This is a genomic window from Natronorubrum amylolyticum, from assembly GCF_052040145.1.
Lineage (GTDB): Archaea > Halobacteriota > Halobacteria > Halobacteriales > Natrialbaceae > Natronorubrum.
Map to the genome: position 1 here is coordinate 736,871 of NZ_JBPPFW010000001.1, position 24,343 is coordinate 761,213.

A 24,343-nucleotide genomic window follows, 5' to 3' on the forward strand; every position below is an offset into this window, starting at 1 on the left:
CGGCCGGAATCCGTCACTCGTCCTGCTCGTGCTCCCGCAGCACCGACGACAGGGTGTTCGAAACCTTCTCGAGTGCGACGGCGTTCGTCTTGCGGAGGTCACCCTGCTGTGCTTCGCCGAGGTGGTGCAGTGCTTCCCGAAGGTGATACTCGGTCTCGTGTTCGGTTTCGTCGGTCATGGGAGGGAGACGGTGGTAACCGACTCGAGGGCTTAAGTTCGTCGGCGGACCCACTCTCACTCGAGCGCGTCCCGAACCGCCGCCCGACGTTCGGCGAACGTCGGCTCGTCGAGTACCGGCGTCGTCGACTCGAGATCGATTTCGACGTCGTCTGCGAGGTCGATCCACGCGCGACAGCCCCGATAGCTTCCCCGTTCCTCGATAATCCGGGGCGAGTCGAGTTCGCTCACTCGAAGTAACAGCACGCGCAGGTCGCCGTCCGGATCGTACTTATCGCGCAGTCCCTCGGGAGTGTAGACGTAGTGGCGGGCGAGCGACGCGAGGTCGTCGCTCGAGGCGGTGTACTCCCCGCGGACGTCAGCAACAGCACGGATCGGCACCCCCTCTTCCGGCTTGGCACTGGCTCGATAGTAGTAGTCCTCGTACCGGGGTTGATAGCGATCCGGCACCTGGTGAGTGTACGCGGGATAGAGCACGAACGGACCGTCGATCGTGCCCGGATCGAGTGTGGGGTGTCGAACGAGGACCGTTTGGGTGCCCTCGAGTACGGCGTTGACCACGCCGGCGCGCTCTTTCAGTGCGGGAATCGCCGCCGTCTTGGCTTCGCTCATTGGTCTCGCTCGATCGAACGGAGACGAGTCCCAATTCGGTTTCGGTTACTCGAGTGACCCGCCTGCACCGACGCATTCAAGTTCAGTTGTGCGAACGCAACTACAATGATGAACGGATTCGTCCTCGGCGGCGTCAGTTCCGGCGTCGGGAAGACGGTCGCGACGCTGTCGATTATCCAGGCGCTCGAGGACGCGGGCTACTCGGTCCAGCCCGCCAAAGCCGGGCCGGACTTCATCGATCCCAGTCACCACGAAGCCATCGCGGGCCGTCCCTCCCGCACGCTCGACCTGTGGCTCTGCGGCGAGGACGGCCTCCGACGAAATTACCAGCGCGGCGAGGGGGACATCTGCGTCGTCGAGGGCGTTATGGGCCTCTACGACGGCGACGGCTCGAGCACCGCGATGGTCGCCGAAGCGCTCGACGTGCCCGTCGTCCTCGTCGTCGACGCGAAAGCGGGCATGGAAAGCGTCGCGGCGACGGCGCTCGGCTTTCAGCAGTACGCGAAGACGATCGGCCGCGACGTCGAGGTTGCCGGAATCGTCGCCCAGCGCGCCCACGGCGGTCGCCACGAGCAGGGCATTCGCGACGCACTGCCTGACGACCTCGATTTCTTCGGCCGAATTCCGCCGAATCCGGGCCTCGAGATCCCGGATCGACACCTCGGCCTCGAGATGGGTGAGGAGGCCGCGCTGCCGAGGGAGGCGCTCCGGGAGGCTGCGGAGTCGCTCGAGGCCGAGCGTCTGGCAGAGGTGGCGAGCGAACCGCCCGCGCCCGAGGGAGCCGATCCGTCTACCGGACCCGCTCAGTCCGGCGAGCCGATCGACGCCACCATCGCCGTCGCCGACGACGCGGCGTTCTGTTTCCGCTATCCCGCAACCATCGAACGGTTCCGCGAGCGAGCCGATCTGGTCACGTTCTCGCCCGTCGCGGGCGACCCCGTCCCCGACTGCGACGGCGTCTACCTGCCCGGTGGCTACCCCGAACTTCACGCCGCGGAACTCGAGTCGTCGGGCACCCTTTCGGAACTCGGCGAGTTGGCCAGCGACGGACTGCCAGTCCTCGGCGAGTGTGGCGGCCTGATGGCGATGAGCCGGTCGCTGACGACAGCGAAAGGCGACCGCCACGAGATGGCCGGCATCCTCCCGGCGGACGTCACGATGCACGACCGCTATCAGGCGCTGGATCACGTCGAACTCGAGGCGAGCGAGGGGACGCTCACCGCGAACGCCGGCGAGACGATTCGCGGCCACGAGTTCCACTACTCGAGCGCGGACGTCGACGGCGACGCCCGCTTCGCCTTCGAGACGGTGCGAGGGGACGGCATCGACGGCGACCACGACGGCCTGACGGAGTACGAGTCGCTGGGGACGTACGTCCACGTCCACGCCGAGAGTGGGGCGTTCGACCGGTTCCTCGAGACGATTGCGGCCAGCCGCTAGCCGGATACGTCGTCAGGACCGCGGAAACTCAGTCTGCGCACGACCCGTGTCACGACAATAACGAGTCTCTGGCGCGAGACGGCTTGCGTTCGTTGCGTTCGGTGAGTCCCACCCGACGGTCTCGATTCGCGTTCCGCTGATCGGACCGTTTATGATAGCACTTTTACAACAGTTGCGTATGACTCCGCTCAGAAACGCGCTCCGAGTGACGGGTTCTTCGGATCGGCTCTTCGCCACCGCAATCGTTGTCGTGTTGCTCGAGACGGTGGTGCGCTTCGCCCTCGCAGTGACGGTGTCTCCGGTTGCCGGCGTACTCTGGCCGCCGGTCGTCGCCGTCGTCGGTCTCGCCTCGGTCGGACCCACAGTCCGGGATCGACTGGTCGACGGTTCCGATGGGACAACGACCTCGGATGGGACGGTCGGTGGCCGACTTCCGTCCCTCGTCGTCGTCGCTCTCGGGGGCCACGCACTTGCGGTCGCGGGCGGCGTGGCTCTCTTTTTGCTGGTCGACACGCCGGTTCGGTACGGTCTCTACTGGCTCGGTCGAGGCGACCTGCTCAGTCCGCTAGTGATCCAACTCTCACCGTTCGTCGGCGTCACGGTCGGGACGCTCCTCGCGTGGATCGTCCCGGCGATCGCCGTCGTACGCGTTGTCGACGGAGCGACTGGAGTCGAAGCGCTTCGAGAGGCGCTCGTCGAAGCGGTGACACAGCCTCGAGCAGTCGGGGGCCTCGTCGTCGTCCAACTCGTCCTCGCCGTGGTGTTCGAGGTCGCTGTGGGTCTCGCAAGCTGGGCCAGCGTCGGATTCGATTCGGGACCGCAACACGGTTTCATCGATCACCTCTTCGTCCCACTCGCTGTCGTGGTTGGGGGCACCGTCCCGACCTTTTCGATCGCTCTCGGCGGGCTGGTCTGGGTTCTCGGGGGGACGATATGGTTCGCCCTCGTGTTCGTACTGACGGTCGATCGGTTCTCTCGACCGCGCGGTCCGTCACCCGAGCGAAAATCACAGGAGACCACGGTCTCGGTAACACGTCTTGCAATTCTCGTACTGCTACTCACGGCACTCGTTGCAACGGCCGGTGCCGTCCGAATGGGTGAGGTTCGCCCGATGGACACGTCCCCGGATCCGTTACCCGACGATCCCGACGAACTGTACGCAACGGCCTTCGAGAACACCGATCGCTCGAGTCACGAGTATCGGTACTATATAGACGACGATCAAAGCGGCGAACCTGACGAGCACGTACTGACGGTGCGGATCGACAGGGAGGATCGCCAACACGTTGCCGTTTCCGAGTTAGCGCGGGTGTATCGATCGACTGCAACCATCGAGATGGAAGGTACGTCGGGCTACCCACACGCTGAAAACCGGGAATATAAAACAGGCGAGCCCGCCGCAGCGATCACGAACTGGACGATACGCGAGGAGCGCGACGACGAGATTGTCCTCGAGCTCACCGACCCCGACGACGTCTTCTACGCACTAACGGGTAACGAGTTGTCCGATCGGTTCGACGATCCCAAGGTAGTGGAGTCGCGCGGATCAGTAACGGTTGACGCGGACAGAAAAACGATCTCTAGTGGAGAGTTTCGACTCAACGTTACGGACGGAGCGCCAGACTCGGAGCAACGGTACGATACTCACGTTGCATTCGAGTACGACGTCGACATCGACGTGGAGCGGCCAGCCGAACTCGGCGAGCCGAGTGTCAGTGAACGGCTCTGGAAGCTGTTTGCGTACTGATTACCACCGGTCAACCCGTCGTCCCGTCGAGACGAATTGTTTCGGCGCAAGTACCGAATCTGCGGTCGAAACGCAACGCTGCTATGACGATACGGCGATTCCAGTTCCTCCCGTCGACCACGCTGTGAGTGAGTCCCTCGATCAGTCCACCGCGGAATTGCACGCCAACGTGCCAGCGGAGAGTCATTCACCGATGTTGATATACGGTCAAATAGTTAACACCAATGCCGATGTAGGCACAATCGTATGTCCGAATCAGTCCAGCGACTCGAGCCGCTAGAACAGCGACCGTTGACCGACCGAACCTGTCTCGTCACCGGCTCCTCGCGCGGTATCGGCCGCGATATCGCGTTCGAACTCGCCCGCTGTGGGGCCGACGTGGCGGTGAACTACCGATCGGCCGAGGAGAAGGCCCGGGAGGTAACGGAGACTATCGAGGCTAACGACGAGACGGCCGTTCCCGTGCAGGCGGATATCTCCGAGCCAGCAGAGGTCGAAGCGATGGCCGAGACGGTCCGCGACGAACTGGGCGGGATCGACGTGCTCGTCAACAACGCCGGGATCACCATCGATCGGAAGTTCGAAGACATGACCCACGAGGACTGGCAGACGGTCATCGACGTCAACCTGAACGGGACGTTCAACTGCACGAAGGCCTTCTTCGACGACATCAAGGCCTCCGACAACGGCCGACTCATCAACATCTCGAGCGTCGTGGGCCAGCAGGGCAACTACGGGCAGGCCAACTACGCGACATCGAAAGGTGGCCTGTTCGCGTTCACCCGGACGCTGGCGCTAGAACTCGCCGCGCACAACTCGACGGCGAACTGCGTCGCGCCCGGTTTCACCGAGACGGATATGCTCGAGAAGGTTCCCGAACGGGTCCAGGACAAGATTCGGGAGGATATCCCGCTGAACCGGTTCGCCCAGACCGAGGATATCGTCGGCATGATCCGGTTTCTCACCAGCGACTACGCGGAGTACATGACGGGGCAGGTGATCGGCATCAACGGCGGGATGGAGTGGTAACGAGAGTTGTCTGACGGAGCTTTTGGCTCGAACGGCGAACTCGCGTCCGGATCATCCCCGCAGCGGACAGTCTGGATAACCGACGTTGAACCGCGGACCTATGTTTCCCACGAACATTCATTTCGGGGGACGTGATCTAGCGACCGTATGCCAATCGAGTACAGTAACCGTGAGAAATCATACCAACTGTATCGGAAGGGGAAGCGGGAAGGGACGTGGGACCCGGACGACTACGACTTCGCGGCCGACAGGGCTGACTGGGAACGGTTCTCCGACGCGGAGCAACAGCGATTCCTCGCCTCGTGTGCGGCCTTTTACGACGGCGAGGAGGACGTGACGCGGACGCTCGCGCCGTATATGATGGCCCTCGACGCGCTCGAGAACGACCAGATGCCGTTCGATACCGTCCAGGAGGAGATCTACCTGGCCCAGCAGGTCTACGAGGAAGCCAAGCACACCGATCTCTTCAGTCGGTACTTCGAGGAGGTGTTCGAGACCCAGGACACCGAACCGCACCGCGTCGGCGGCTACCAGGAGCAGGGGTACAGCACGGACGATCTGTACGATACCGCGGACACCCTCCTGGCCGCGATCAACGGGGGCGACCAACAAGAACTCGTCTACGCGCTCGGCGAGGCCTACCTGAACTACATGGGGATCGTCGAGGCCCAACTCGCCCGCGGCGGCTATCTGAGCTTCGACCAGATGATCGAGCTGAAAGCCGAGGAGATGGGACGAGAGATCGTCCTCGGGTCGTTCCAGACGGCCATCGGGAAGGTCCGACAGGACGAAACCCGCCACATCGAGAACGGCCGCTGGGTCATGCGGAAGCTGGCCGAGGCCGAACCCGACATCGTACAGGACGTCTACGAACCCCGAATCGAGGAGTACGTCGAGAACCGCCTGCTCGGTGCACCGCCGGAAGAGATGCCGTTCGAGGGCTACGATCAGGGGAAGATCGGCAAGCAGACGACCCAGTACCTGCAGGACACCGTCGATTACATTGGCGCCGAGCGATTCGAGGAGTTCGGCGACGTCCGAGGCGTCGTGCGGGCCCGACGTGCCGCTGACTGAGTCCTTCGTTGCTCGTCTGCCTTCTGCCTCGTTGCTCGTCTGCCTTCTGCCGATCGCTCACTCTAGTCGACGGTATCGACAGTCATGAGTCTGCGAACAAGTTGCATTGTTCTATCCCAACTCCATATGGGCAACCGTAGTTTCTCTACTCCAAACAAAATTGTTTTAGGCACGGACTCTGTTGCCACAGGGTGATGCCACCCATCGCGCTTCCACACGATGCGAAGGCCGGACCGACCAAGTCCGAGGTCCGCGCCGTCGTCCACTCGAAGCTCGCACTCGAGGACGACGACCACTTCGCGGAGGTCGGCTCCTGTACGGGAGCCATCACGATCGAAGCCGCACAGCGAGCCGGACGGGTGACCGCTCTCGAGCGGAAACCGGAGCGACTCGAGACGACTGAAAAGAACCTCGCGGCCAACGCGGAGTCGGTCCAAGCCGACGTCGAACTGCGGAACGAGGAAGCGCCCGAGGGACTGCCCGACGACGCCGACGCGCTCTTTCTGGGCGGAAGTCGGAACTTCGAGGCCGTCCTCGACCACGCCGTCGAGACCGAAATCGACCGGATCGTGATGAACGTCTCGCGACTCGAGGTCGCGGGGAAGGCCACGGAAGCTTTCCGGGATCGGGATATCTTAGCGGAGGTCGTCCAGTTCCAGGTGAGCCACGGCTACGAACTCGCCGGGGCGACGAGTTTCAACTCGGACAACCCGGTCTACATGCTGGTCGGAAGCGCGACGCTGGAGTCGGATGACGAAGACGACGATGGGAAGAAGATTGCTGCGGATGGACGCGGAGGATCTCGATGACGCTCTTCGGTGTCGGACTCGGTCCCGGCGAGGCCGACCTCGTGACCGTCCGCGGGAAACAGGTTCTCGAGGAGGCGGACGTGGTCTACTCGCCGGGCCGACTCTCGCGAAGCGTCGCCCTGAAGCACGTCGACGAGTCGAAGATCGGTGATCTGGACTTCCCGATGACGAAAGACGAGGAGAAGCTTCGGTCGGCGTGGAAAGAGGCTGCAGCGGAGATCGCGCCGAACGCACGCGAGGGCGACGTCGCCTTCGTCACGCTCGGCGATCCGAACGTCTACTCGACCTTCGGCCACCTGCGCCGGACGATCGACGCCTTTCATCCCGACGTGGAACTCGAGATCGTCCCCGGCGTGAGCGCCGTGACCGCGTTCGCGACCGCGATGGGCGTCGAGATCGAAGCCGGTGCGGGCCTCTCGCTTCGCGAGGCCGCAAACGGCCACAGCCCGACCGGCCCGGATCGGATGATCCTGTTCAAGGTCACCGACGCGCCGGCGACCCACGAGGGCCTCCTCGAGGCGGGCTACGACGTGACCTACGGCCGCCGGCTGTTCATGGAACAGGGCGAGACGCTGGTGACGGACGACCCCGCGGAGATCGACGAGCGCGACTACTACACGCTGGCGTACGCCGTCAAGGAGGATCTCGAGATCGAGCAAGCGACGGCTGCGTTCGAACACGACGGGGAGGAGTCCGGCACCGCCTCGAGCGAGGACGACTCGACGACGAGCGGCGAACCAGTCGCAGACGGCGGGAAGACGATTGAACTCGAGCGGGCCGAAGGCTGTGCACACGGCGATTGTGGAGGCCACTGAACATGACGGAGACAACTACGAACGACGATCCTGATGCAAGCGGCGGCGATCCCCAGGAAGCGATCGACGCCCAGGGGGCACTTCGCCGCGAGGAACTGGACGACCGAATTTTCGACCACAACGCCGGCGACGAACAAGAGGGGATCCCCTTCGTCGGCGCCGGCCCCGGCAACCCGCGACTGCTGACGGTGGCTGGGAAGGAACTGCTCGAGGAAGCCGACCTCGTCGTTCACGCCGGGTCGTTGGTCAACAGCGAACTCTTGGACGAGTACTGCGCCCACGCCGAATTGGTCAATTCGGTGGGCAAGGATCTCGAGGAACTGATCCCCCTGATGCGGGATGCCTACGAGGACGGCGACAACGTGGTTCGGCTCCACAGCGGCGATCCCGCGATCTACGGGGCCGCACTCGAGCAGATGGACGCCCTGGAACACGAGGGGGTTCCGACCTACTTCGTTCCGGGCGTCACCTCGGCGTTCGCCGCGAGTGCGACCCTTCGGACCCAACTGACGCTCAACGAGGTCTCGAACCACGTCGCGTTCACCCGCCCGCAGGGCAAGACCCTGACCGAGGAGGAAGACCACATCTCCGAGTTCGTCGGCATGGGCGACGTGACGAGCTGTATCTACCTCGGCACCCACGCGGTTCGGGATACGATGGAGCGACTGCTCGAGGACGGCCACGACCCCGAAACGCCTGTCGGCGTGATCTACCACGCCTCCTGGCCGGACGAGGACGTCATCATCGGGACGGTCGAGACTATTGCGGACAAGGTCGAGGAGGCCGGCTACCGTGCCTCTGCGATGGTCGTTATCGGCGACGCAGTGACGGGGGCCGGTTACGAACGGTCCTTCCTCTACGGTGACTGGGCGAATCGGGGCTCTTCTGGAAGTTCGGGAGAGACGGAGGCGAGCGATGACTGAACTGCAATGTACTGACCGCGAACACAGTGAAAGCCCCTGCCTCGCTCGGCGGCTGCGACTCGCTGTGCTCCTCGCTCCCGTCGGTCGCTGCGGTGCTTTCGTCGTCTCGCTCGGCGAGCGAGACAGCCCCTTTCAGTCCCACCCCCGCGGTGGCCTGGACGGGTCGATAGCGCGTGGAATGGACGGGTTTGCGACGATGGAGGTTTCACAATGAGTTCAGGAACGGAGACTGACGACACGGACGACTCGAGTACCGACTCCGGCGGCCACTGTTCGACGGCGGATTCGGACGGCGAAGTCGCCGAAGAGATCGCGATCATCTCCTTCGGGCGGAAGATGGACACCGCCGAGGAGATCAAGGACGAAATCGGCGACCGGTACGAGACGATCGACATCATCGAGTATCACGGCGATGTCTTCGAGGAGCACTGGGGCGAGTACGACTGCTTCATCGGCCTGATGGCCTCAGGGATCGCGATGCGGAAGACGGCCCACCTGCTCGACGACAAGTGGGACGATCCCGCGATCTGCGTGGTCGACGAGGAACTGACGTGGGCCATCCCGATCACTGGCGGCCACCACGGCGCGAACCAGGTCGCACAGGATCTGGCGACGATGGGTGCCGTTCCGGCGATGACCACCGCGAGCGAGGCCGCCGGCAAGCAGGGCGTCGAGTCCCGCGCGAAGGCGATGGACACCCACGTCGTCAACGGCGATTCGACGGTGAAGACGAACCTCGCCGTGCTGGACGATAATCTGGGGCCCGTGGTGCGACTCGAGGGCCCGAAAGCCGTCCTCGTCGGCGACGACGTGACGGTTCTCAAGCGAAACAAAGCGGACGGCGTCGTCATCGGCACCGGCAGCGTCTCGGGTGCGAGCAAGGAGTCGTTTATTTCGGCTTGGAAGGAGGCGCTCGACCAAACCCCCCACGACCTCTCGGACGTGGAGTTCGTCGGCACCGCGACCCGGAAGGAGGACGAGGAAGGGTTACTCGAGGCCGCCCAGGAACTCGATCTCGGCGTCGTCGCCTTCGACAAGGAGACGCTGCTCAAGCACGAGGGGCCGACACCCTCCAAATCGAAGGAGCTGATCGGCTGGCCCGGCGTCTCGGAGGCGAGTGCGATTGCGGGGAGTGCCGAACAGGAACTGGTCCTCGAGAAGATCGGCTACGAAAACGAGGTTACGGTGGCGATCGGTCGATGAGCACCGAAGAGTCGGCTGCCGATACTGACAGCGGGACCCCCGACGACCACGGCACCCTCTACGTCGTCGGTATCGGCCCCGGCCTGCCGGATCACATGACGGCGAAGGCCAAACGCGTCATCGAGTCCTCGGAGGTCGTCATCGCCTCGAGTCTCTACCAGGAGTTCCTGCGCGACGACGGCACGCTGCCGCCGGAAGACGCCGTCGACGACGAGGGATTCGCGACTCGAGACGACGGCTTCGAACAGGAGATCGTCCGCTCGACGATGGGCCGGCAGATCGAACTCGCTCGCGCAGCGTTCGACTACGTCCGCGAGGGGAAGGACGTCGCTCACGTCTCGGGCGGCGACCCCTCGGTCTACGGCAAGTCCGACCTCATCTTCAAGATGGCCGAGGAGGAGGACGCGACGGACGTGCCGATCGAGATCGTCCCCGGCTTGACCGCCGCACTCGGCGGCTCCGCCAACGTCGGCGCGCCGCTGTGTAACGACTTCTGTACGATCTCGCTGTCGGACAAGTGGCGCGGCTGGGACGAGATCGAGGAGAAACTGCGCGCCGCGGCCATCTCGGGCTTCGTGATCGTCCTCTACAACTGCTGGCGCAACTACGAGCAGGCCGTCGAGATCGTCCGCGAGGAGCGGACCGACGACGCCCTCGTGGCCATCGTCAACGACGCCGGCCGGGAAGACGCGGGCCGGAACGGCGAGAGCGAGTTCGTCACGACGCTCGGCGAGGCCGCCGATCACGACGACAAGGTCTCCGGGATGGGCACCTCGCTGATCATCGGCACCCACGAGACCGAAACCTGGCGCAACGACGATCGAACGTACCTCGTCACCCCCCGCGGCGGGCGTGACGTCGACGACTTCTGAGAGACCAACACGACACACGATACCCAACCATGAGCACGGACACCAACGCAGACGCCGACGACGAATCGACATCGAAGTGCGGTGCCTCGATCACCACCGAAACGAAGACTGAGACCTCGAGCGGCTCGAAGTGCGGTGCCTCCTCGAGCGACTCGAGCAACGACTCGGATTCCAAGTGCGGGGCCTCGAGTTCCAGTTCCTCGTCTTCGTCCTCCGGCTCGAAGTGCGGCGCCTCGAGTTCGGACGACGACTCGAGCAGCAACGAGCAGGAGGTCGGCGCGAAAGTCGACGATTTCGACGCCGACCCCGGCCAGCTAACCGCCGTCGGTCTCGGCCCCGGCCACGCGGAGGGGATGACCGAGCGCGCGAAGAACGCGCTACTGGATGCCGATCACATCGTCGGCTACACGACCTACATCGAACTCATTCCGGACGAGATCACCGAGCAGGCCGACGACATCTACGACACGCCAATGTGCGGCGAGGTCTCGCGAACCGAGGAATCCATCGACCGCACGCTCGCGGGCAACGACGTCGCCATCGTCGGCAGCGGCGATCCGAACGTCTACGCGCTCGCGGGACTGGCGCTCGAGATTCTCGAGTCCAAGGGCGCGACGGCCTCGATGGTCGACTTCGAGGTGATTCCGGGTGTCCCCGCAGCCCAGTCCTGTGCGGCCCGTCTCGGCGCGCCGCTGGTGAACGACACCGTCTCGGTCTCGCTGTCGGACCACCTCGTTCCGATGCCCGAGATCGAGTCCCGTCTGCACTCGGTCGCCAGCGAGAACTTCACGATCACGATCTACAACCCCTGGAGCCGCAAGCGCCGGGAGAACTTCCAGAAGTGCTGTGAGATTCTGCTGACACACCGCGACAAAGAGACGCCGGTCGGCATCGTTCACGGCGCAGGCCGCGAGGACGAGCAGGTGATGATCACCGAACTCGCCGAACTCGAGGAGTTAGGCGAGAGCGAGATCATCGACATGACGACGACGATCGTCGTCGGCACCGAGGACACCTACGTCTGGGACGACCGGATGGTCACGCCGCGCGGCTACGAGACGAAGTACGACTACTGAGCGAGCGACCCGACCAGCGACTACACCACCACAATGCCACGATACGAAGTCACCATCGAGAAAGACGCCTGCGACGGCATCTTCGCCTGTCTAACCCGCGATCCGCGGTTCGTCGAGGGCGAGGACGGCCTCGCGACGATCGATCCGAGCGCGGACCCCGTCTACGACTGCGAGGGCGAGGTCACCGACACCGACGAGCGCGTCGTCGCGACGTTCGACGACGACCGCATCGACGAAGCCAAACAGGCCGCGGCGGCCTGTCCGACGGACGCCATCATCGTCGAGGAGGTGGCCGAATGAGCGAGACCGAAACCGCAACCGAGATCGACGTTCCGTCCGATCCGCTCGCAGGACACCCCGCGACGGCATACCTCTGGGGCCACGTCGCCGGGAGCGGCGACGTTTCGAATGAGGGGATCGAGGTCGTCACCAACGACGAGGAGTCAGCACAGGTACTCGCTGCGGTCGCCGGCGGCAGCCTCGAACACGAGACGACCAGTCGCGAGTACGCCCACGATACGTCGATCACCCGTACCGAGGACGAGTACACGCTCTCGATCGGCGGAGACGAAGGCGACGACGGGGACACGAGCCTACTCGGCCGAAGCGGCGCGCTCGGCCTCCCCGTCGACGGCCGCGGAAACTACCGATTCGGGGCGTTTGCGAGTCACGACCGCGAACTCCTTCGGGGCCTCCTCGAGGGCTGTGGCACCATCTGCTTCAAGTCGAAGAGCGGTACCGTCGGCATCTCGTTCGTTCACGACGATCGGGACCTTCTCGAACTCACGCGGGAGCTGATCGCCGACTGCCCGGTAGACGCACCGATGGGCGACCTCGGCGAGACCTCCTCCGGCGGCTACTGGTTCGGCGTCGACGACGACGCCGCGCCCGCCTTCGGCACGTGGCTCTATGAGAACTGCGAGGAGACGGGGCTCTTCGCCCCGAGTCGCCGCCGAAAACTCGAGCGCAGTCTCGAGCAGGCCGACGCGTACGACGAGTAGCCGACCGAGAATCCACCGACGAACAGCGATCGAACCGGACACGATCCGATACCCCACAATGAGTACACCCGACAACGCCGACGAGATCACGTCCGCTCGCGCCACGGCCTTCGACGACGAAGCCATCCTGCTGATCGGCCACGGCTCCCGCCGGGAGAAATCCAACGAACAGGTTCGCGAACTGGCTGCCGCCCTCGAGTCGCGACTCGGCATCCCGGTCGACGCCGCGTTCCTCGAACTCGCGGAGCCGGCGATCGACGAGGCCATCGCGGAACTCGCGGCCCTCACCTCGCAGGTGACGGTCGTCCACTGCTCGCTGTTCGCGGCGAGCCACGTCAAGAACGACGTCCCGCTGGCGATCGAACAGGCTCGCGCGACCCACGATGTCACGATCGACAACGGCGCGCATCTGGGGATCCACCCCGCAATCTTAGACCTGCTGGACGATCGGGCCGCCGCGGTCGAGGCGGAACTCGGCGTCGACCGCACCGAAGATGACGTCGCCGTCGTCCTCTGTGGCCGGGGCTCGAGCGATCCGGACGCCAACGGCGACGTGCATAAGCTGGCCCGACTGCTGTACGAGGGCCGGGCGTTCGACCGCGTCGAGGCGTCGTTTATCGGCGTCACGGAGCCGACGCTTGAGGAGAGCCTCCACGGGCTCTCGAAACACCGGCCCGATGCGGTTGTCGTCCTACCCTACATGCTTGGCGACGGCGTCCTCACCCAGCGCGTTCGGGACTGGACGGCGGAGTTCGACGACGAGTATCCGTACGTCGACGCGCTGGCGGGCGATCCGCTCGGCACGGACTCGAGACTGCTTGACGTCTTCGCCGACCGCTGGCAAGAGGCACGCACTGACAGCGTCGACATGTCCTGTGACACCTGTAAGTACAAGGTCGATCTCGAGGGGTACGAGGAGGACGTCGGCGGCGCGCGAGCGATGCTGCGCGCGCTGGCCCACCAGCAATCCCACGCGGACCGCGAGAACGTCGACGAGGAACCGCACACCCACGACGCACCGGAAAAGCACGTCGCGGTCTGTACCAACCAAACCTGTGCGAAGATGGGGTCGCCAGCGGTCCTCGAGCGGCTTCGACAGGAAGCCCGCGACTCCGAACACTGCGACGCCCGCATTACGCGGTCGTCCTGTCTCGGGCGTTGCGGCGACGGACCGATGGTCGCCGTCTACCCGGACGGAATCTGGTACGGCGACGTCGCGAGCGAGGACGCCGAGCGGATCGTCGGCGATCACCTGGATCGCGATCGGATCGTCAGCGATCTGGTCGATCAGACGCTCTGAGAGTGGAATCGCAGCGAACCAACCGATCACGAATACCACACTGAAAACAGACATGAGCTGTCACGAAATCGAAGCGCTACAACTCGGACTGATGAACGTCCTCGGCGTCGGGGACCAGAGTACCCGCGACCACGCCGAGAAGGAACTCGAGGGCCACCTCGAGGGCCCCATCGAGGCCCTCGTCGAGGCCGAGAACCTCACGGCGATCGAACGCCACCTCGACGCCGCACTGGTCGACCTGGAAGAGGAGGTCGCCGGAATGGACACCGACGATCCCGAGTACGACTACACGCGGGGCCGGTTGCTCGAGGTCCGCAACGCCGAACGGACGATTCAGCGACTGACCACGCAAGGCGAGAGCATCGTCGACGGACTCGGTGAATCCCACGATATGCTTCACGAGACCTTCCCGGTGGAGGACTGACCATGGCCGAGACCGCGGATGCCGAACGCGACGACGAACGGACACAGTCGCTCGAGTTCCAGTCGATCCCGCTCGGTGAGATCGAGACGGCCCGAAGTCGTCACATGTGGACTCGATCTGCGGTCCACGTCGCTTCGGGTGGCGATCTCGTCGTCACGGGCGAGTGGGACGGGACCGTGACCGCTCGCGAGATCGGATCTGACTCGGAGTCACTCGAGGTCCGCTGGACCGTCGATCATCCGGACCACGCTGTTGGGATCAAAACGCTCGGCGAGACGACCAACGGCGACGGAACCGTCGTCGTTGCCGGTCGCGGCGAAACCGGGACCATCGCGGCCTACGACGCCGCGACGGGCGAGCAACAGTGGCGCTACGACACGGTCGACGACCTCGGCGAGGCCGTCAAAGAGACCGTCTTCTACCTCCCGTACGTCGTGGCTTGCGAGACTGATGCCGCCGGCGAGACGCTCTACGCCGCCGCGCGACGCTACGAGCGCGACGGCGAGACTCGACAGTGGCACAGCACCGTCTACGCGTTCGAGCCCGACGGATCGGTCCGCTGGACCTACGAAACCGACGCCTCGCCGATCACGATCGAACTGGACGACGCGGGCGAGCGTCTCGCGGTCGGCTACAACCGCTGTATGGGCGACCACGACACCGGACTCGTCGTCCTCGAGACCGAGACGGGCGACCTCGAGTGGACCTGGGACCCCGGCACGGAGGGAGACCGACGCGTCGGCGACGTGTCCTTCGACGGCGACTCGATCGCGGTCTCGAGCCACGGCGACAAGCGCGGCTATCTGCTCGGTCCCGGCGGGGCCGAGCGATGGCGCGTGGATCTGGCGGTCGAGACCGACCTCGACGACGAGACGCTCTACGCGTATCCGAACCACGCTACTGCGAACGACGGTCGCGTGACGTTCGTGACCGGCAACACCTACGCCGTCGAGAGCCGCGAGACCGAGCGTCGCCATCCCAACGAGCACCGAATTGCGACGTTCGACGTCGATGGCGAGTTGTGCTGGGACAACGAGGTTCGCGGGTTCGTTCACGGTCTGGACGGTGACGGCAACACGGTCGTCGCGCCCTGCGCGCAGAACTTCCGCGTCCGCGACCCCGAGACGCACGCCGTCCGCTGGTTCGACCGCGAGTCCGGTCCGATCGGAATCGAACGGCTCGAGGGAATTGCCACCGCTGCCGCCGCGGCCGACGGGACCCTCGCGGCCATCGAGGAACCGGTCGAATATCACGACGAAGGGCAGACGCGAGGCGAGTACGCCCTGCACGTCACCTCGCTCGAATAACACGACATTGGTGTCGGTTTATAGATTGATTCGAGCGATCCACGTCTCGCTTCCGTAGCCTGTCTGACTCGTGAGCGTTCTGTACGACTAACAGTCGCACACGCAAGGCCAATTACCACAACGCCAACTCGCGTCTGTTTGCCCGTATAATGACAACGGGCCTAGAAGATGTTGGCTCCGAGGAGTGTTCCGATCCGAAGGAGGTCGGAGACTCCTCGAGCCACTGTCACGGCGGTGAGCAAGCGAAGCTGACGGATCGCAGAGTGATGACCGACGGCGGTCAGGCGGAGATGGCAGACGAAGGCGACGAAGACGAGGAGTCGATAGCAGATAGTGACGAAGCGTCCGCAGACGATTCAGAAGAAGAAGCTGAAGCGGAGGAGGAGGAAGCCGAGGAAGAGGAGGCCGAGGAGGAATCTGAAGAGGAAGAAGCTGAAGACGAGGAAGAAGCAGAGGAGGAGGAAGCCGAGGAAGAGGAGGCCGAGGAGGAATCTGAAGAGGAAGAAGCTGAAGACGAGGAAGAAGCAGAGGAGGAGGAATCTGAAGAGGAAGAGGAAGCCGAGGAAGAGGAGGCCGAGGAGGAATCTGAAGAGGAAGACGAGGACGCATTGGACGATACCGGCGACCTCGTCGAAGACGACCGCGAGGAGGGCCACGCCGACGATGCCGAAGTGGTGTACGAGGGCGACGACGCCTCCGGCGTCCTGCACCTCGATCTCGACGGACTGTTTCTCGACGTACTCGGTCTCGAGGTCAACCTGAACCCGGTTACGCTCGATATCTCGGCTCGTCCGGGCGGGAACAACCTGCTCGGAAACCTCCTCTCTGCGGTCACGGGTCTGCTGGATGGACCCGGTGCGATGTTGGACAAGGCGAAGTCGCTGCTGAAGAAGCCGCTGGAACTGCTCAAGAAAGTTCCGGGGAAGGCAAAGGAGCTCCTCAGCGGACTACTCGAGAAGCCGAAGGAACTGCTCAGCGGGCTGCTGGAGAAGCCGAAGAAGTTCCTCAGTGGATTGCTGAGCAAACCGAAGGAACTGCTGAACAAGCTCCTCGGCATCGGTGGTGAGGAGGCAGCAGACGAGGACGCTGCGGCGGACGAAGAAGCTGAGGAGGAGGCCGAATCCGGCGGCCGGCTCTCCTCGCTCGCGAGTTGGCTGAAGGGAATCGCCAGCAAGCCGATCGAGTGGCTCCGCGGGCTCTTCGGCGGTGCAGACGAGGAGCCGGCCGCCGAGGATGACGCCGAAGAAGCGGCCGACGAGGGCGAAGAAAGCGACGCCGAGCCGGCGGAGGAAGAAGAGACTGCAGAAGAGGAGTCTGCCGGACGGATCTCCGCGGCGACGAGTTGGCTGAAGGAGAAGCTACTCGGACTCATCCCCGGGTTCCCGATCGAAGACCTCGTGGCGATGATCGTGAGCCAGGTAATCGAACAAGTGATCGAGCAGTTGGAACCGGACGACGAACAGGAGGAATCGGGTGACCAGCCCGGTGCAGCATCACAGGAGGCAGCCTAATCATGAGCGAAGAATCCGAATCACCGTCGATAGCGCAGCGCATCGATTTCGAAAAAGTCACCGAGAACGTCAACGTCAACGAACTGATCGAGGGTACCCAGTGGGAGGACGAGATCGACGAAGATCAGCCGCTAGGGGAGGCCATCGGCGGACAGATCGGTGCGCTCGTCGGCCGAAAGGTCGGCGAATCCATCGGACGGACGATCGGCGATATGGTCGTCGACGAACTCCTCAGCCCCGACGAGGAGGACGACGAAGCGGACGAGCAAGAGGCAGAGGATGAGGACGAAGACGACGAAGCGGACAGCGACGACGAGGAAGCCGAGTCTGACGACGAAACTGAAGAGGAGGAGGAAGAAGCCGACGAATCCGATGCGGAAGAGACGGACGAGTCCGAGGACGAAGACGCTGAGGCGGACGATGAATCATCGGCAGACGAGAGTGAAGCGGAGGGGTCCGACGAGGAAGGTTCGAGCGACGAGACGGAGGCCGGAGACGACTCAGAGGAGGAGGACGAGGAGGAGTAACCATGGCGACGAACCACCCCTTCGACGCGGGAACGAGTGCCTGTCGAGGTGTCTCCCATGAGTGACGGCGGCCTCAAGGAGATGGTCGCCCAGGAGGTAAGCAACCAGATCGACGTGGCCGACCTGCTCGGCGACGGGAGCCTCGAGGACAACATCGACGGCGGCGACATCGGCGCCGCGGTGGGTCGCGAGTTCGGCGAACGCGTCGGTCGCGAACTCGGCGCCTCGATCGGTCGCGGGATCCACGAATCGATCGCCGCGGGGATCGACGAGGAGAAAGACCGTAAGGAGGTGCAGTCGGACCTCAAGTCGGCGATCCGCGACGGCATCGCGGAAACGGTCGAGCAGAACGAGGCCAAGGAGTCGGTCAAGTCGCTAGCCCAGAGTGCGACCGAGGGAAGCGATCTCGAGGGGCTCCTGGAGACCGACTCCGACGCGGAATCGGAGTCCGAGAGCGACGACGACTCCGAGGAGACGGACTCCGATGCCGCGGACTCGATCGAGTCGGTCGTCGAGGAGGTCAGCGAAAGCAGCGGCCTCGACGAGTTCCTTGAGGCCGACGAGGCGTCCGAAGGGGAAGAGGCTGGATCCGAAGACGAAGAGTCGGACGCAGAGGAGGAAGACGTCGACTCCGAAGACGAAGAGTCGGATGCCGACCAGATGGACGACGAAGCGGCGGAGGAAACCGACGCTGAAGACGAAGAGACGGATGCGACGGAAGAGGAAGCTGACACCGAAGACGAAGCGGCGGAGTCCGAAAGCGAGGACGAGGACGCGGAGGAATCCGAATCGACGGACGAGGATGCCGACGAGAGCGCCGGCGAGGACTCCGACGCCTCCGTCGAGGACATCGAAGATCTCAGACGGGACACCCTCGAGGACTTCCTCGGTGTCATGTCTTACGAGGATCTGCAGTCGGTGGCTAAAGACGTCGACGTGAAGGCGAACCTCAGCCGCGAGAAGATGACCGAGGAGATCATTGCGGCGGTGACGGACGAGGGCGACGAGTCGAACGACGAGAACTCGGAAGCGGAAGCCGAAGCCGAGTAACCGATCGCCGTCCCTCGGGCGTTCATCGGCCGAGATCACCGTACTGCGAACCGACGCCCGAACGCCGATCGACAGCGACAGAGAGACACTATGAGCCAGGACCTCCACGAACAGGTGAGCGAGATACTGCACGACGCCGAGACAGCGAGCGGGTCGATGATCGCCGACGACGAGTCTGACGGCCCCGACTTGCTCGAGACCGCCGAGCGGGCGAGCGACCTCCTCGAATCGTCCGACCCGGACGACCTCCTCGAGGCGGTCGGGCTGGACGAACTGCCGGACGGCAGCGAACCCGATTCGCTTCCGGCGGCCATCGCACAGGGTGACCCCGAACAGGTCGAAGAACTACAGCGGCTGCTCCACCTCGGGAACCTCTCCGACGGGGACGACGACGGTGCGCTCGAGGGGGCCGTCGGAGCGATACAGCAGTCGATCGACGACGGAGCGGGCGAGGAGGCGGACGAGTCCGAGACGGCGGACGACGAGGGTGGCGAACCCGACGATGCGGCTGCGGCTGACGACGACGCGGACGCCGACGAAGAGGGGGACGAGTCCGAGAGCGAAGGTGGAATCGTCCAGAAGGCGGTCGAGTCGGTCACCGGCGACGGTGACAGCGACGCATCGGCCGACGGCGAGGAGGAACCCGAGTCCGAAAGTGGGGGTGGTGTCGTTCAGGAGGCAGTCGGGTCGGTCACCGGCGATGGGGACAAAGACGAGTCCGAAAGCGAGAGCGGTGGGGCTCGAGAAGCCGTCGAATCGGTCGCCGAAGGTGCTAGTGAGGCGCTCGGAGGGGAAGGTGGGGACGAGTCCGAAAGCGGAGGCGAGGACGAGGGTGGTGTTCGAGAGACGGTCGAGTCGGTCGCCGACGGTGCCAGTGAGGCCCTCGGAAGCGAGGACGAAGCGGAGACGGAATCAGACGACGCCGATACGGGCGATTCCATCGGCGACAAGCTTCGGTCGACGATGGAGTCGACGTTCTCGGACGTCGGCGACGACCTCGAGGGGCTGCAGGACCGACTGCAGGAACGGTCTGCCAGCTCCGTCGGAAGCGAAACTGACGACGAAGACGATGCGGAAGCCGACGAGGAGGACGAAGACGACGGGCTGCTCGGATCGGGACTCGGCTCGGATCAGGACCGCGGGACGTCGTCCGGCGGGGCGACGCGCCACTCCACGATGGCACCACCGCCCTCGGAGCGCGCCGATATGAAAGCGCCTGCCCGTCACTCGACGATGCCCGACAAACACTGATCGTCGCCTCGAGCCACACCGCACACCGCGTGTAGCCGGCACAGGACCGCTGAACCCTTATCCGCCGTCCCGGCGTTCGACCCGCATATGAGACACGTTAGCGAGACGCAGGTCCGCGAGTGGCTGGACGAGACGGCGATTCGCGACGTAACCGCCCACACCGACGAGGAGACGGCGTTCAACCTACAGGTCGAACTCTCACAGCTGCCGGTCCACGTCATCAAAGAAGGTGAGTGGGATCCGGTCAGAATCGTCGGTCGGAGCGGCTTCGATACCGAGCGGACGAAAGACCTCCTCCGGGACGATCAGCGACGAAGCGAACTCCTCGAGTACGTCGGACCGATGTTGGCGGCGACGCCGGGGTTCTATACGTTTCTCGACTCGGCGGGAGAGTCCTGCCAGCTTCGACGCGCCGAGACCGTTCAGGTCGAGTATCGGCTCTACCCCGACGGGGCCAGCCAGCAGGCCCTGATGGACGCCGTGATGGCGATCGCGACGAGCATGCGTTACGTCAGAAACGTCGTCGCGGTGGTCGGCGCTCGAGCGCCGGCCGACGACGAGTGACTGGGGCAACGTGAGTCTCGGCGGGTCGGATCACTCGTCTTGCTTCCAATCGTCGACGAAGAGTCGGATTCCCATGATGGGGATGAACAGGAAGAACGCGAGCATCACTGCGCCGACGAACACGGCGTTGACGAACCGTGGAGTGAGTTCGAGCGAGACCGTGCCCCACGCGATGAGAAATCCGCCACCAAGCGAGACGGCCACGAGGACGAGCAGATCCGTCCGAGTTACCGGGACTTCCTCGGTCATACCCGGGCCTACGTCCCGCGGCATATATAGTAGCCGCTGAAAGTCGATGCACACCCGATCGCAAGACGGCGTTGCGATCGGTGTGTAAATCGTTTCAGTTGTTACTATAGTGCTACGAGGTTTCGGCCGAACCCGCGCGGTCGCGCCGTTCTGCTCGAATCGGGCGTAGGGCTTTGGTTCAGCGGGGCAAACGAGAGGGCATGTACGACGCGATCCTCGTCGCGACGGACGGGAGCGAGACGGCGGCCGAGGCCGTCGAACACGCGATCGAACTCGCCCGACAGGTCGACGCCACGCTGAGTGCGATCGCCGTCCTCGAGAGCCGGACCGAGTACGACAACGCCATCGTCGACCCGGCCGAGGTCGATCGACGACGCCGGGAGCAGGCCACGGCGACGCTCGAGGATATCGCGGAATCGGCTGCCGATGCCGACGTCCCGGTCGAGACGGAGATCCGAACCGGCGTGCCGTCCGAGGAAATCGTCGCGTACGCCGACGAGCGAGGTATTGATGCGATCGTTATCGGAGCGCGCGGCCGCTCGTCGCTCCGCGGCGCGCTCCTCGGAAGCACCGTCGACCGGGTCGTCAGAACCGCGGCGCGGCCGGTCCTGGTAGTCGGCGGAGCCGAACCCAGCCAGTAACGCCTCGACTCGTTGTCGGAGGCCGAACATTTACCTCGAGTGTCGTCGCAGATAGTGGCATGACGTTACTCGTCCCCTTCGATGCATCGCCGCTCGCGAGCAAAGCGCTCGAGAAAGCCTCGACGTTCGGCGACCTCCTCGACGAGGAACTCGTCGTGCTGACGGTGATCCCCGACGACGCGGAGTACGCGAGAGATCGAGGGTGGATTACGGAGGGAGAGCCGTTCAACCCCGACGCCATCGAAACGGGCATTCAGAACCGAGCGAGCGAGATCGCACCGGAAGCGACCTACCGGACGGAGCGCGTCAGCTCCGACGAACCCACGGCGACGTCGACGACGAACGTCGTCCGAGAGATCCGGCGTCTCGCCGCCGAAATCGGTGCCTCGGTGGTGTTCATCGGCTCGGAGAACGCCGGCTCGGTGATCGCCCCGCAGTCGAGCGTCGGCAACCCCGTCGCCAGCGACCACCGATACGACGTCTACGTCGTCCGCGAACCCGGCGGAGAGATCGATCCGTCGGAGCTAGCCGACATCGACTCGACGATCGAGTGACCGCTCGGACGACCGGCGCATCCATCGAGATCCGTCCTCGGTCGAAGCGAGAACGGGGGGTTAGAAACCCCGGGCTGCCAGCCGAGATCCACGGACGGGAGGAACGTTTATTCCCCTGACTATCCACGGTTCGAACGTACTATGGTCGATCGGAACGGGTGGGGAGGCGACCGTCCCGTCCTCACCGGATCCCGCCGCAGCCCGCCACCGTCGTTCGTCGAACAGGCGAACGTTACGGATCCGGGCATCTACGACGAGTTCGACGCCAACTGGCCCGACTGCTGGGAACGTGCAGCCGACTTGCTCTCCTGGAACCGGCCGTACGAGACCGTCCTCGAGGACGAAGACGCTCCTTTCTACCGGTGGTTCACCGGCGGGCAACTGAACGCGGCCGAAAACTGCGTCGACCGCCACCTCGAGGCGGGCCGCAAGACCCACACCGCAATTCGCTGGGAGGGAAAACACGGCGACCGGAAGACGTACACCTACCGGGATCTGTACGTCGCGATCAACGAGTTCGCCGCGGCCCTCCGGGAGTTAGGCGTCGAGGAGGACGACGTGGTGACGATCTATCTCCCGATGATCCCGGAGCTCCCGATCGCGATGCTCGCGTGCGCTCGGATCGGCGCCCCACACAGCGTCGTCTTCGCCGGGCTGTCGGCGGACGCGCTCGCGACGCGGATGGACGCCAGCGAGAGCGAGTATCTCGTCACCTGCGACGGCTACTACCGTCGCGGCGACGCCTTTAACCAGAAGAGCAAGGCCGACAACGCCCGGCTCAAACTCGCACAGGACGTTCGAACGGTCGTCGTCGACCGACTCGGCGAGGACCTCCCGCACGTCCTCGGGGACGACGAGTTCGACTACCACGACCTCCGCGAGGAGTTCGCGGGCGAAACAGTCGACCCCGTCCCGAGAGACGCCGAGGATATGCTGTTCCTGATGTACACCTCGGGGACGACGGGCGAGCCGAAAGGCGTCGTCCACACGACGGGGGGCTACCTCTCCCACGTCGCGTGGACGAGCCACGCGGTCCTGGACGTCAAACCCGAGGATACCTACTGGTGTGCGGCCGATATCGGTTGGATTACGGGCCACTCCTACATCGTCTACGGACCCCTCGCGCTGGGGACGACGACGGTGATGTACGAGGGGACCCCGGACTACCCCGACCGGGATCGGCTCTGGGAGATCGTCGATCGGAACGCCGTCGACATCTTCTACACCGCGCCGACGGCGATTCGGGCGTTCATGAAGTGGGGTGAGGACTATCCCGACCGCCACGACCTCTCATCGCTGCGGCTACTCGGCACCGTCGGCGAACCGATCAGCCCCCGCCCGTGGAACTGGTACTACGAACACGTCGGCGACGGCGAGTGCCCGGTCGTCGACACGTGGTGGCAGACCGAGACCGGAGCGGTGACGATCTCGACGCTACCGGGCGTCGACGAGATGAAACCCGGCGCTGCCGGGCCGCCGCTACCGGGAATCGACGTTCGCGTCGTCGACGAATCGGGCGACCCGGTCGATCCCGGCGAGTCCGGCTACCTCACCATCGCCAAACCGTGGCCGGGGATGGTCCGAACGCTCTACGACGGCGACGACCGGTTCCGCACGGAGTACTGGGACCAGTTTTCGGCCCCCGACCGCGGGGAGTGGTGGTACGGCAGCGGCGACGCCGCTCGCATCGACGAGGACGGCTACATCACCGTCCTCGGCCGGGTCGACGACGTGATCAACGTCTCCGGCCGCCGCCTGAGCACGATGGAGATCGAGAGCGCGATCACCGGCGTCGAGGGCGTCGCCGAAGCCGCCGTCGTCGGCCGCTCGAGCGAGACGAACGGAACCGACGTTCAAGCGTACGTCAGCACCGAAAGCGGCTACGGCGACCAGGACGAGGTCCGCGACGCGATAGTCGACAGCATCGAGGCGGCGATCGGACCGATCGCTCGCCCGACGGACGTCCTCTTCACGCCCGAACTCCCGAAGACGCGTTCGGGGAAGATCATGCGACGGCTACTCGAGGACGTTGCGAACGACGAGGAACTCGGCGACACCAGCGCGCTCCGGAACCCGGAGATCGTCGGCGAAATTCAGGCCGAGATTCGCGAGGAGTGAGCCGATTTGGAACCTGTTTCGGTGATTCAAATGAGGCGAAACGGAATAGCGAGCCGGTGGCGGTGGAAG

Annotated in this window: 26 protein-coding genes; 23 read left to right on the forward strand and 3 right to left on the reverse strand. The window is 64.5% G+C overall.

All coding sequences use genetic code 11. The features are described from left to right. Nucleotides 1–13 precede the first annotated feature (13 nt). On the reverse strand, nucleotides 14–178 hold the full coding sequence (locus tag ACSFDB_RS03720; protein WP_440769686.1) for a hypothetical protein: 165 nt from the start codon (nucleotides 176–178) through the stop codon (nucleotides 14–16). 56 nt (nucleotides 179–234) lie between these two features. After that, the gene (locus ACSFDB_RS03725) at nucleotides 235–789 is read right to left on the reverse strand and encodes a DUF1802 family protein (protein WP_440769687.1); all 555 of its coding nucleotides are present in this window, start codon (nucleotides 787–789) and stop codon (nucleotides 235–237) included. 108 nt (nucleotides 790–897) lie between these two features. On the opposite strand from ACSFDB_RS03725, the gene ACSFDB_RS03730 reads away from it, so the two are divergent. From ACSFDB_RS03730 to ACSFDB_RS03825, 20 genes are all read left to right on the forward strand, one after another. Next, a complete protein-coding gene (locus ACSFDB_RS03730) occupies nucleotides 898–2,229 on the forward strand; it encodes a cobyrinic acid a,c-diamide synthase (RefSeq protein WP_440770173.1) in 1,332 nt (443 codons plus the stop codon). 178 nt (nucleotides 2,230–2,407) lie between these two features. Further along, the gene (locus tag ACSFDB_RS03735) at nucleotides 2,408–3,976 is read left to right on the forward strand and encodes a hypothetical protein (protein ID WP_440769688.1); all 1,569 of its coding nucleotides are present in this window, start codon (nucleotides 2,408–2,410) and stop codon (nucleotides 3,974–3,976) included. 246 nt (nucleotides 3,977–4,222) lie between these two features. Then, on the forward strand, nucleotides 4,223–5,005 hold the full coding sequence (locus ACSFDB_RS03740; protein WP_440769689.1) for a 3-oxoacyl-ACP reductase family protein: 783 nt from the start codon (nucleotides 4,223–4,225) through the stop codon (nucleotides 5,003–5,005). 147 nt (nucleotides 5,006–5,152) lie between these two features. Further along, a complete protein-coding gene (locus tag ACSFDB_RS03745; RefSeq protein ID WP_440769690.1) occupies nucleotides 5,153–6,079 on the forward strand; it encodes a ferritin family protein in 927 nt (308 codons plus the stop codon). Between the two features lie 194 nt (nucleotides 6,080–6,273). Continuing rightward, the gene (gene cbiT, locus ACSFDB_RS03750; protein ID WP_440769691.1) at nucleotides 6,274–6,888 is read left to right on the forward strand and encodes a precorrin-6Y C5,15-methyltransferase (decarboxylating) subunit CbiT; all 615 of its coding nucleotides are present in this window, start codon (nucleotides 6,274–6,276) and stop codon (nucleotides 6,886–6,888) included. Further along, entirely contained in the window at nucleotides 6,885–7,703 is an 819-nt protein-coding gene (locus ACSFDB_RS03755) for a cobalt-factor II C(20)-methyltransferase (protein WP_440769692.1), read from the forward strand. The genes cbiT and ACSFDB_RS03755 overlap by 4 nt, the downstream gene beginning before the upstream one ends. 2 nt (nucleotides 7,704–7,705) lie before the next feature. After that, the gene (locus ACSFDB_RS03760) at nucleotides 7,706–8,626 is read left to right on the forward strand and encodes a cobalt-precorrin-4/precorrin-4 C(11)-methyltransferase (RefSeq protein WP_440769693.1); all 921 of its coding nucleotides are present in this window, start codon (nucleotides 7,706–7,708) and stop codon (nucleotides 8,624–8,626) included. A gap of 210 nt (nucleotides 8,627–8,836) precedes the next feature. Further along, a complete protein-coding gene (gene cbiG, locus ACSFDB_RS03765; protein WP_440769694.1) occupies nucleotides 8,837–9,829 on the forward strand; it encodes a cobalt-precorrin 5A hydrolase in 993 nt (330 codons plus the stop codon). Continuing rightward, on the forward strand, nucleotides 9,826–10,701 hold the full coding sequence (locus ACSFDB_RS03770) for a precorrin-3B C(17)-methyltransferase (RefSeq protein WP_440769695.1): 876 nt from the start codon (nucleotides 9,826–9,828) through the stop codon (nucleotides 10,699–10,701). Before cbiG ends, ACSFDB_RS03770 begins: the two co-directional genes overlap by 4 nt. 29 nt (nucleotides 10,702–10,730) lie before the next feature. Then, nucleotides 10,731–11,777, forward strand: coding sequence for a precorrin-3B C(17)-methyltransferase (gene cobJ, locus ACSFDB_RS03775; protein WP_440769696.1), 1,047 nt, complete (start codon nucleotides 10,731–10,733; stop codon nucleotides 11,775–11,777). Nucleotides 11,778–11,810: 33 nt separating this feature from the next. Continuing rightward, a complete protein-coding gene (locus ACSFDB_RS03780; RefSeq protein WP_440765870.1) occupies nucleotides 11,811–12,077 on the forward strand; it encodes a ferredoxin in 267 nt (88 codons plus the stop codon). Continuing rightward, nucleotides 12,074–12,778 carry a cobalamin biosynthesis protein gene (locus tag ACSFDB_RS03785; protein ID WP_440769697.1) on the forward strand — a complete coding sequence of 235 codons (705 nt, stop codon included), beginning with the start codon at nucleotides 12,074–12,076 and terminating at the stop codon, nucleotides 12,776–12,778. Before ACSFDB_RS03780 ends, ACSFDB_RS03785 begins: the two co-directional genes overlap by 4 nt. Before the next feature lie 58 nt (nucleotides 12,779–12,836). Continuing rightward, a complete protein-coding gene (locus tag ACSFDB_RS03790; RefSeq protein ID WP_440769698.1) occupies nucleotides 12,837–14,078 on the forward strand; it encodes a CbiX/SirB N-terminal domain-containing protein in 1,242 nt (413 codons plus the stop codon). 52 nt (nucleotides 14,079–14,130) lie between these two features. Further along, on the forward strand, nucleotides 14,131–14,502 hold the full coding sequence (locus tag ACSFDB_RS03795; RefSeq protein WP_440769699.1) for a DUF3209 family protein: 372 nt from the start codon (nucleotides 14,131–14,133) through the stop codon (nucleotides 14,500–14,502). A 2-nt stretch (nucleotides 14,503–14,504) separates the two neighbouring features. Then, nucleotides 14,505–15,809 (forward strand): outer membrane protein assembly factor BamB family protein, encoded by a 1,305-nt coding sequence (locus tag ACSFDB_RS03800; protein ID WP_440769700.1) that lies wholly within the window; start codon nucleotides 14,505–14,507, stop codon nucleotides 15,807–15,809. A 149-nt stretch (nucleotides 15,810–15,958) separates the two neighbouring features. Further along, the gene (locus tag ACSFDB_RS03805) at nucleotides 15,959–17,320 is read left to right on the forward strand and encodes a DNA primase (protein WP_440769701.1); all 1,362 of its coding nucleotides are present in this window, start codon (nucleotides 15,959–15,961) and stop codon (nucleotides 17,318–17,320) included. A gap of 2 nt (nucleotides 17,321–17,322) precedes the next feature. Then, complete coding sequence (locus tag ACSFDB_RS03810; protein ID WP_440769702.1) at nucleotides 17,323–17,847, forward strand: hypothetical protein; 525 nt, start codon at nucleotides 17,323–17,325, stop codon at nucleotides 17,845–17,847. A 57-nt stretch (nucleotides 17,848–17,904) separates the two neighbouring features. Then, nucleotides 17,905–18,897: a hypothetical protein gene (locus ACSFDB_RS03815; protein ID WP_440769703.1), complete on the forward strand. Its 993-nt coding sequence runs from the start codon at nucleotides 17,905–17,907 to the stop codon at nucleotides 18,895–18,897. Between the two features lie 90 nt (nucleotides 18,898–18,987). Continuing rightward, the gene (locus ACSFDB_RS03820; protein ID WP_440769704.1) at nucleotides 18,988–20,148 is read left to right on the forward strand and encodes a putative sodium/potassium/calcium exchanger; all 1,161 of its coding nucleotides are present in this window, start codon (nucleotides 18,988–18,990) and stop codon (nucleotides 20,146–20,148) included. A gap of 87 nt (nucleotides 20,149–20,235) precedes the next feature. Next, a complete protein-coding gene (locus ACSFDB_RS03825) occupies nucleotides 20,236–20,712 on the forward strand; it encodes a DUF2299 family protein (protein ID WP_440769705.1) in 477 nt (158 codons plus the stop codon). A 30-nt stretch (nucleotides 20,713–20,742) separates the two neighbouring features. Here the strand turns inward: ACSFDB_RS03825 and ACSFDB_RS03830 are convergent, their stop codons facing one another. Further along, entirely contained in the window at nucleotides 20,743–20,961 is a 219-nt protein-coding gene (locus ACSFDB_RS03830; RefSeq protein ID WP_440769706.1) for a hypothetical protein, read from the reverse strand. 200 nt (nucleotides 20,962–21,161) lie between these two features. On the opposite strand from ACSFDB_RS03830, the gene ACSFDB_RS03835 reads away from it, so the two are divergent. The 3 genes from ACSFDB_RS03835 (at nucleotide 21,162) to acs (ending at nucleotide 24,274) form a co-directional block, all read left to right on the forward strand. After that, the gene (locus tag ACSFDB_RS03835; RefSeq protein WP_440769707.1) at nucleotides 21,162–21,602 is read left to right on the forward strand and encodes a universal stress protein; all 441 of its coding nucleotides are present in this window, start codon (nucleotides 21,162–21,164) and stop codon (nucleotides 21,600–21,602) included. Nucleotides 21,603–21,661: 59 nt separating this feature from the next. Then, nucleotides 21,662–22,156: a universal stress protein gene (locus tag ACSFDB_RS03840; RefSeq protein ID WP_440769708.1), complete on the forward strand. Its 495-nt coding sequence runs from the start codon at nucleotides 21,662–21,664 to the stop codon at nucleotides 22,154–22,156. Nucleotides 22,157–22,297: 141 nt separating this feature from the next. Further along, nucleotides 22,298–24,274: an acetate--CoA ligase gene (acs, locus tag ACSFDB_RS03845; RefSeq protein ID WP_440769709.1), complete on the forward strand. Its 1,977-nt coding sequence runs from the start codon at nucleotides 22,298–22,300 to the stop codon at nucleotides 24,272–24,274. Nucleotides 24,275–24,343 lie beyond the last annotated feature (69 nt).

Coding starts and splice junctions, on each gene's coding strand:
- ACSFDB_RS03840 (WP_440769708.1), top strand. CDS start 21,662: ATGACGTTACTCGTCCCCTTCGATGCATCGCCGCTCGCGAGCAAAGCG.
- ACSFDB_RS03795 (WP_440769699.1), top strand. CDS start 14,131: ATGAGCTGTCACGAAATCGAAGCGCTACAACTCGGACTGATGAACGTC.
- cbiG (WP_440769694.1), top strand. CDS start 8,837: ATGAGTTCAGGAACGGAGACTGACGACACGGACGACTCGAGTACCGAC.
- acs (WP_440769709.1), top strand. CDS start 22,298: ATGGTCGATCGGAACGGGTGGGGAGGCGACCGTCCCGTCCTCACCGGA.
- cobJ (WP_440769696.1), top strand. CDS start 10,731: ATGAGCACGGACACCAACGCAGACGCCGACGACGAATCGACATCGAAG.
- ACSFDB_RS03800 (WP_440769700.1), top strand. CDS start 14,505: ATGGCCGAGACCGCGGATGCCGAACGCGACGACGAACGGACACAGTCG.
- ACSFDB_RS03820 (WP_440769704.1), top strand. CDS start 18,988: ATGAGCCAGGACCTCCACGAACAGGTGAGCGAGATACTGCACGACGCC.
- ACSFDB_RS03745 (WP_440769690.1), top strand. CDS start 5,153: ATGCCAATCGAGTACAGTAACCGTGAGAAATCATACCAACTGTATCGG.
- ACSFDB_RS03835 (WP_440769707.1), top strand. CDS start 21,162: ATGTACGACGCGATCCTCGTCGCGACGGACGGGAGCGAGACGGCGGCC.
- ACSFDB_RS03785 (WP_440769697.1), top strand. CDS start 12,074: ATGAGCGAGACCGAAACCGCAACCGAGATCGACGTTCCGTCCGATCCG.
- ACSFDB_RS03755 (WP_440769692.1), top strand. CDS start 6,885: ATGACGCTCTTCGGTGTCGGACTCGGTCCCGGCGAGGCCGACCTCGTG.
- ACSFDB_RS03725 (WP_440769687.1), bottom strand. CDS start 789: ATGAGCGAAGCCAAGACGGCGGCGATTCCCGCACTGAAAGAGCGCGCC.
- ACSFDB_RS03720 (WP_440769686.1), bottom strand. CDS start 178: ATGACCGACGAAACCGAACACGAGACCGAGTATCACCTTCGGGAAGCA.
- ACSFDB_RS03735 (WP_440769688.1), top strand. CDS start 2,408: ATGACTCCGCTCAGAAACGCGCTCCGAGTGACGGGTTCTTCGGATCGG.
- ACSFDB_RS03830 (WP_440769706.1), bottom strand. CDS start 20,961: ATGACCGAGGAAGTCCCGGTAACTCGGACGGATCTGCTCGTCCTCGTG.
- ACSFDB_RS03825 (WP_440769705.1), top strand. CDS start 20,236: ATGAGACACGTTAGCGAGACGCAGGTCCGCGAGTGGCTGGACGAGACG.
- ACSFDB_RS03740 (WP_440769689.1), top strand. CDS start 4,223: ATGTCCGAATCAGTCCAGCGACTCGAGCCGCTAGAACAGCGACCGTTG.
- cbiT (WP_440769691.1), top strand. CDS start 6,274: ATGCCACCCATCGCGCTTCCACACGATGCGAAGGCCGGACCGACCAAG.
- ACSFDB_RS03815 (WP_440769703.1), top strand. CDS start 17,905: ATGAGTGACGGCGGCCTCAAGGAGATGGTCGCCCAGGAGGTAAGCAAC.
- ACSFDB_RS03760 (WP_440769693.1), top strand. CDS start 7,706: ATGACGGAGACAACTACGAACGACGATCCTGATGCAAGCGGCGGCGAT.
- ACSFDB_RS03810 (WP_440769702.1), top strand. CDS start 17,323: ATGAGCGAAGAATCCGAATCACCGTCGATAGCGCAGCGCATCGATTTC.
- ACSFDB_RS03780 (WP_440765870.1), top strand. CDS start 11,811: ATGCCACGATACGAAGTCACCATCGAGAAAGACGCCTGCGACGGCATC.
- ACSFDB_RS03770 (WP_440769695.1), top strand. CDS start 9,826: ATGAGCACCGAAGAGTCGGCTGCCGATACTGACAGCGGGACCCCCGAC.
- ACSFDB_RS03730 (WP_440770173.1), top strand. CDS start 898: ATGAACGGATTCGTCCTCGGCGGCGTCAGTTCCGGCGTCGGGAAGACG.
- ACSFDB_RS03790 (WP_440769698.1), top strand. CDS start 12,837: ATGAGTACACCCGACAACGCCGACGAGATCACGTCCGCTCGCGCCACG.
- ACSFDB_RS03805 (WP_440769701.1), top strand. CDS start 15,959: ATGACAACGGGCCTAGAAGATGTTGGCTCCGAGGAGTGTTCCGATCCG.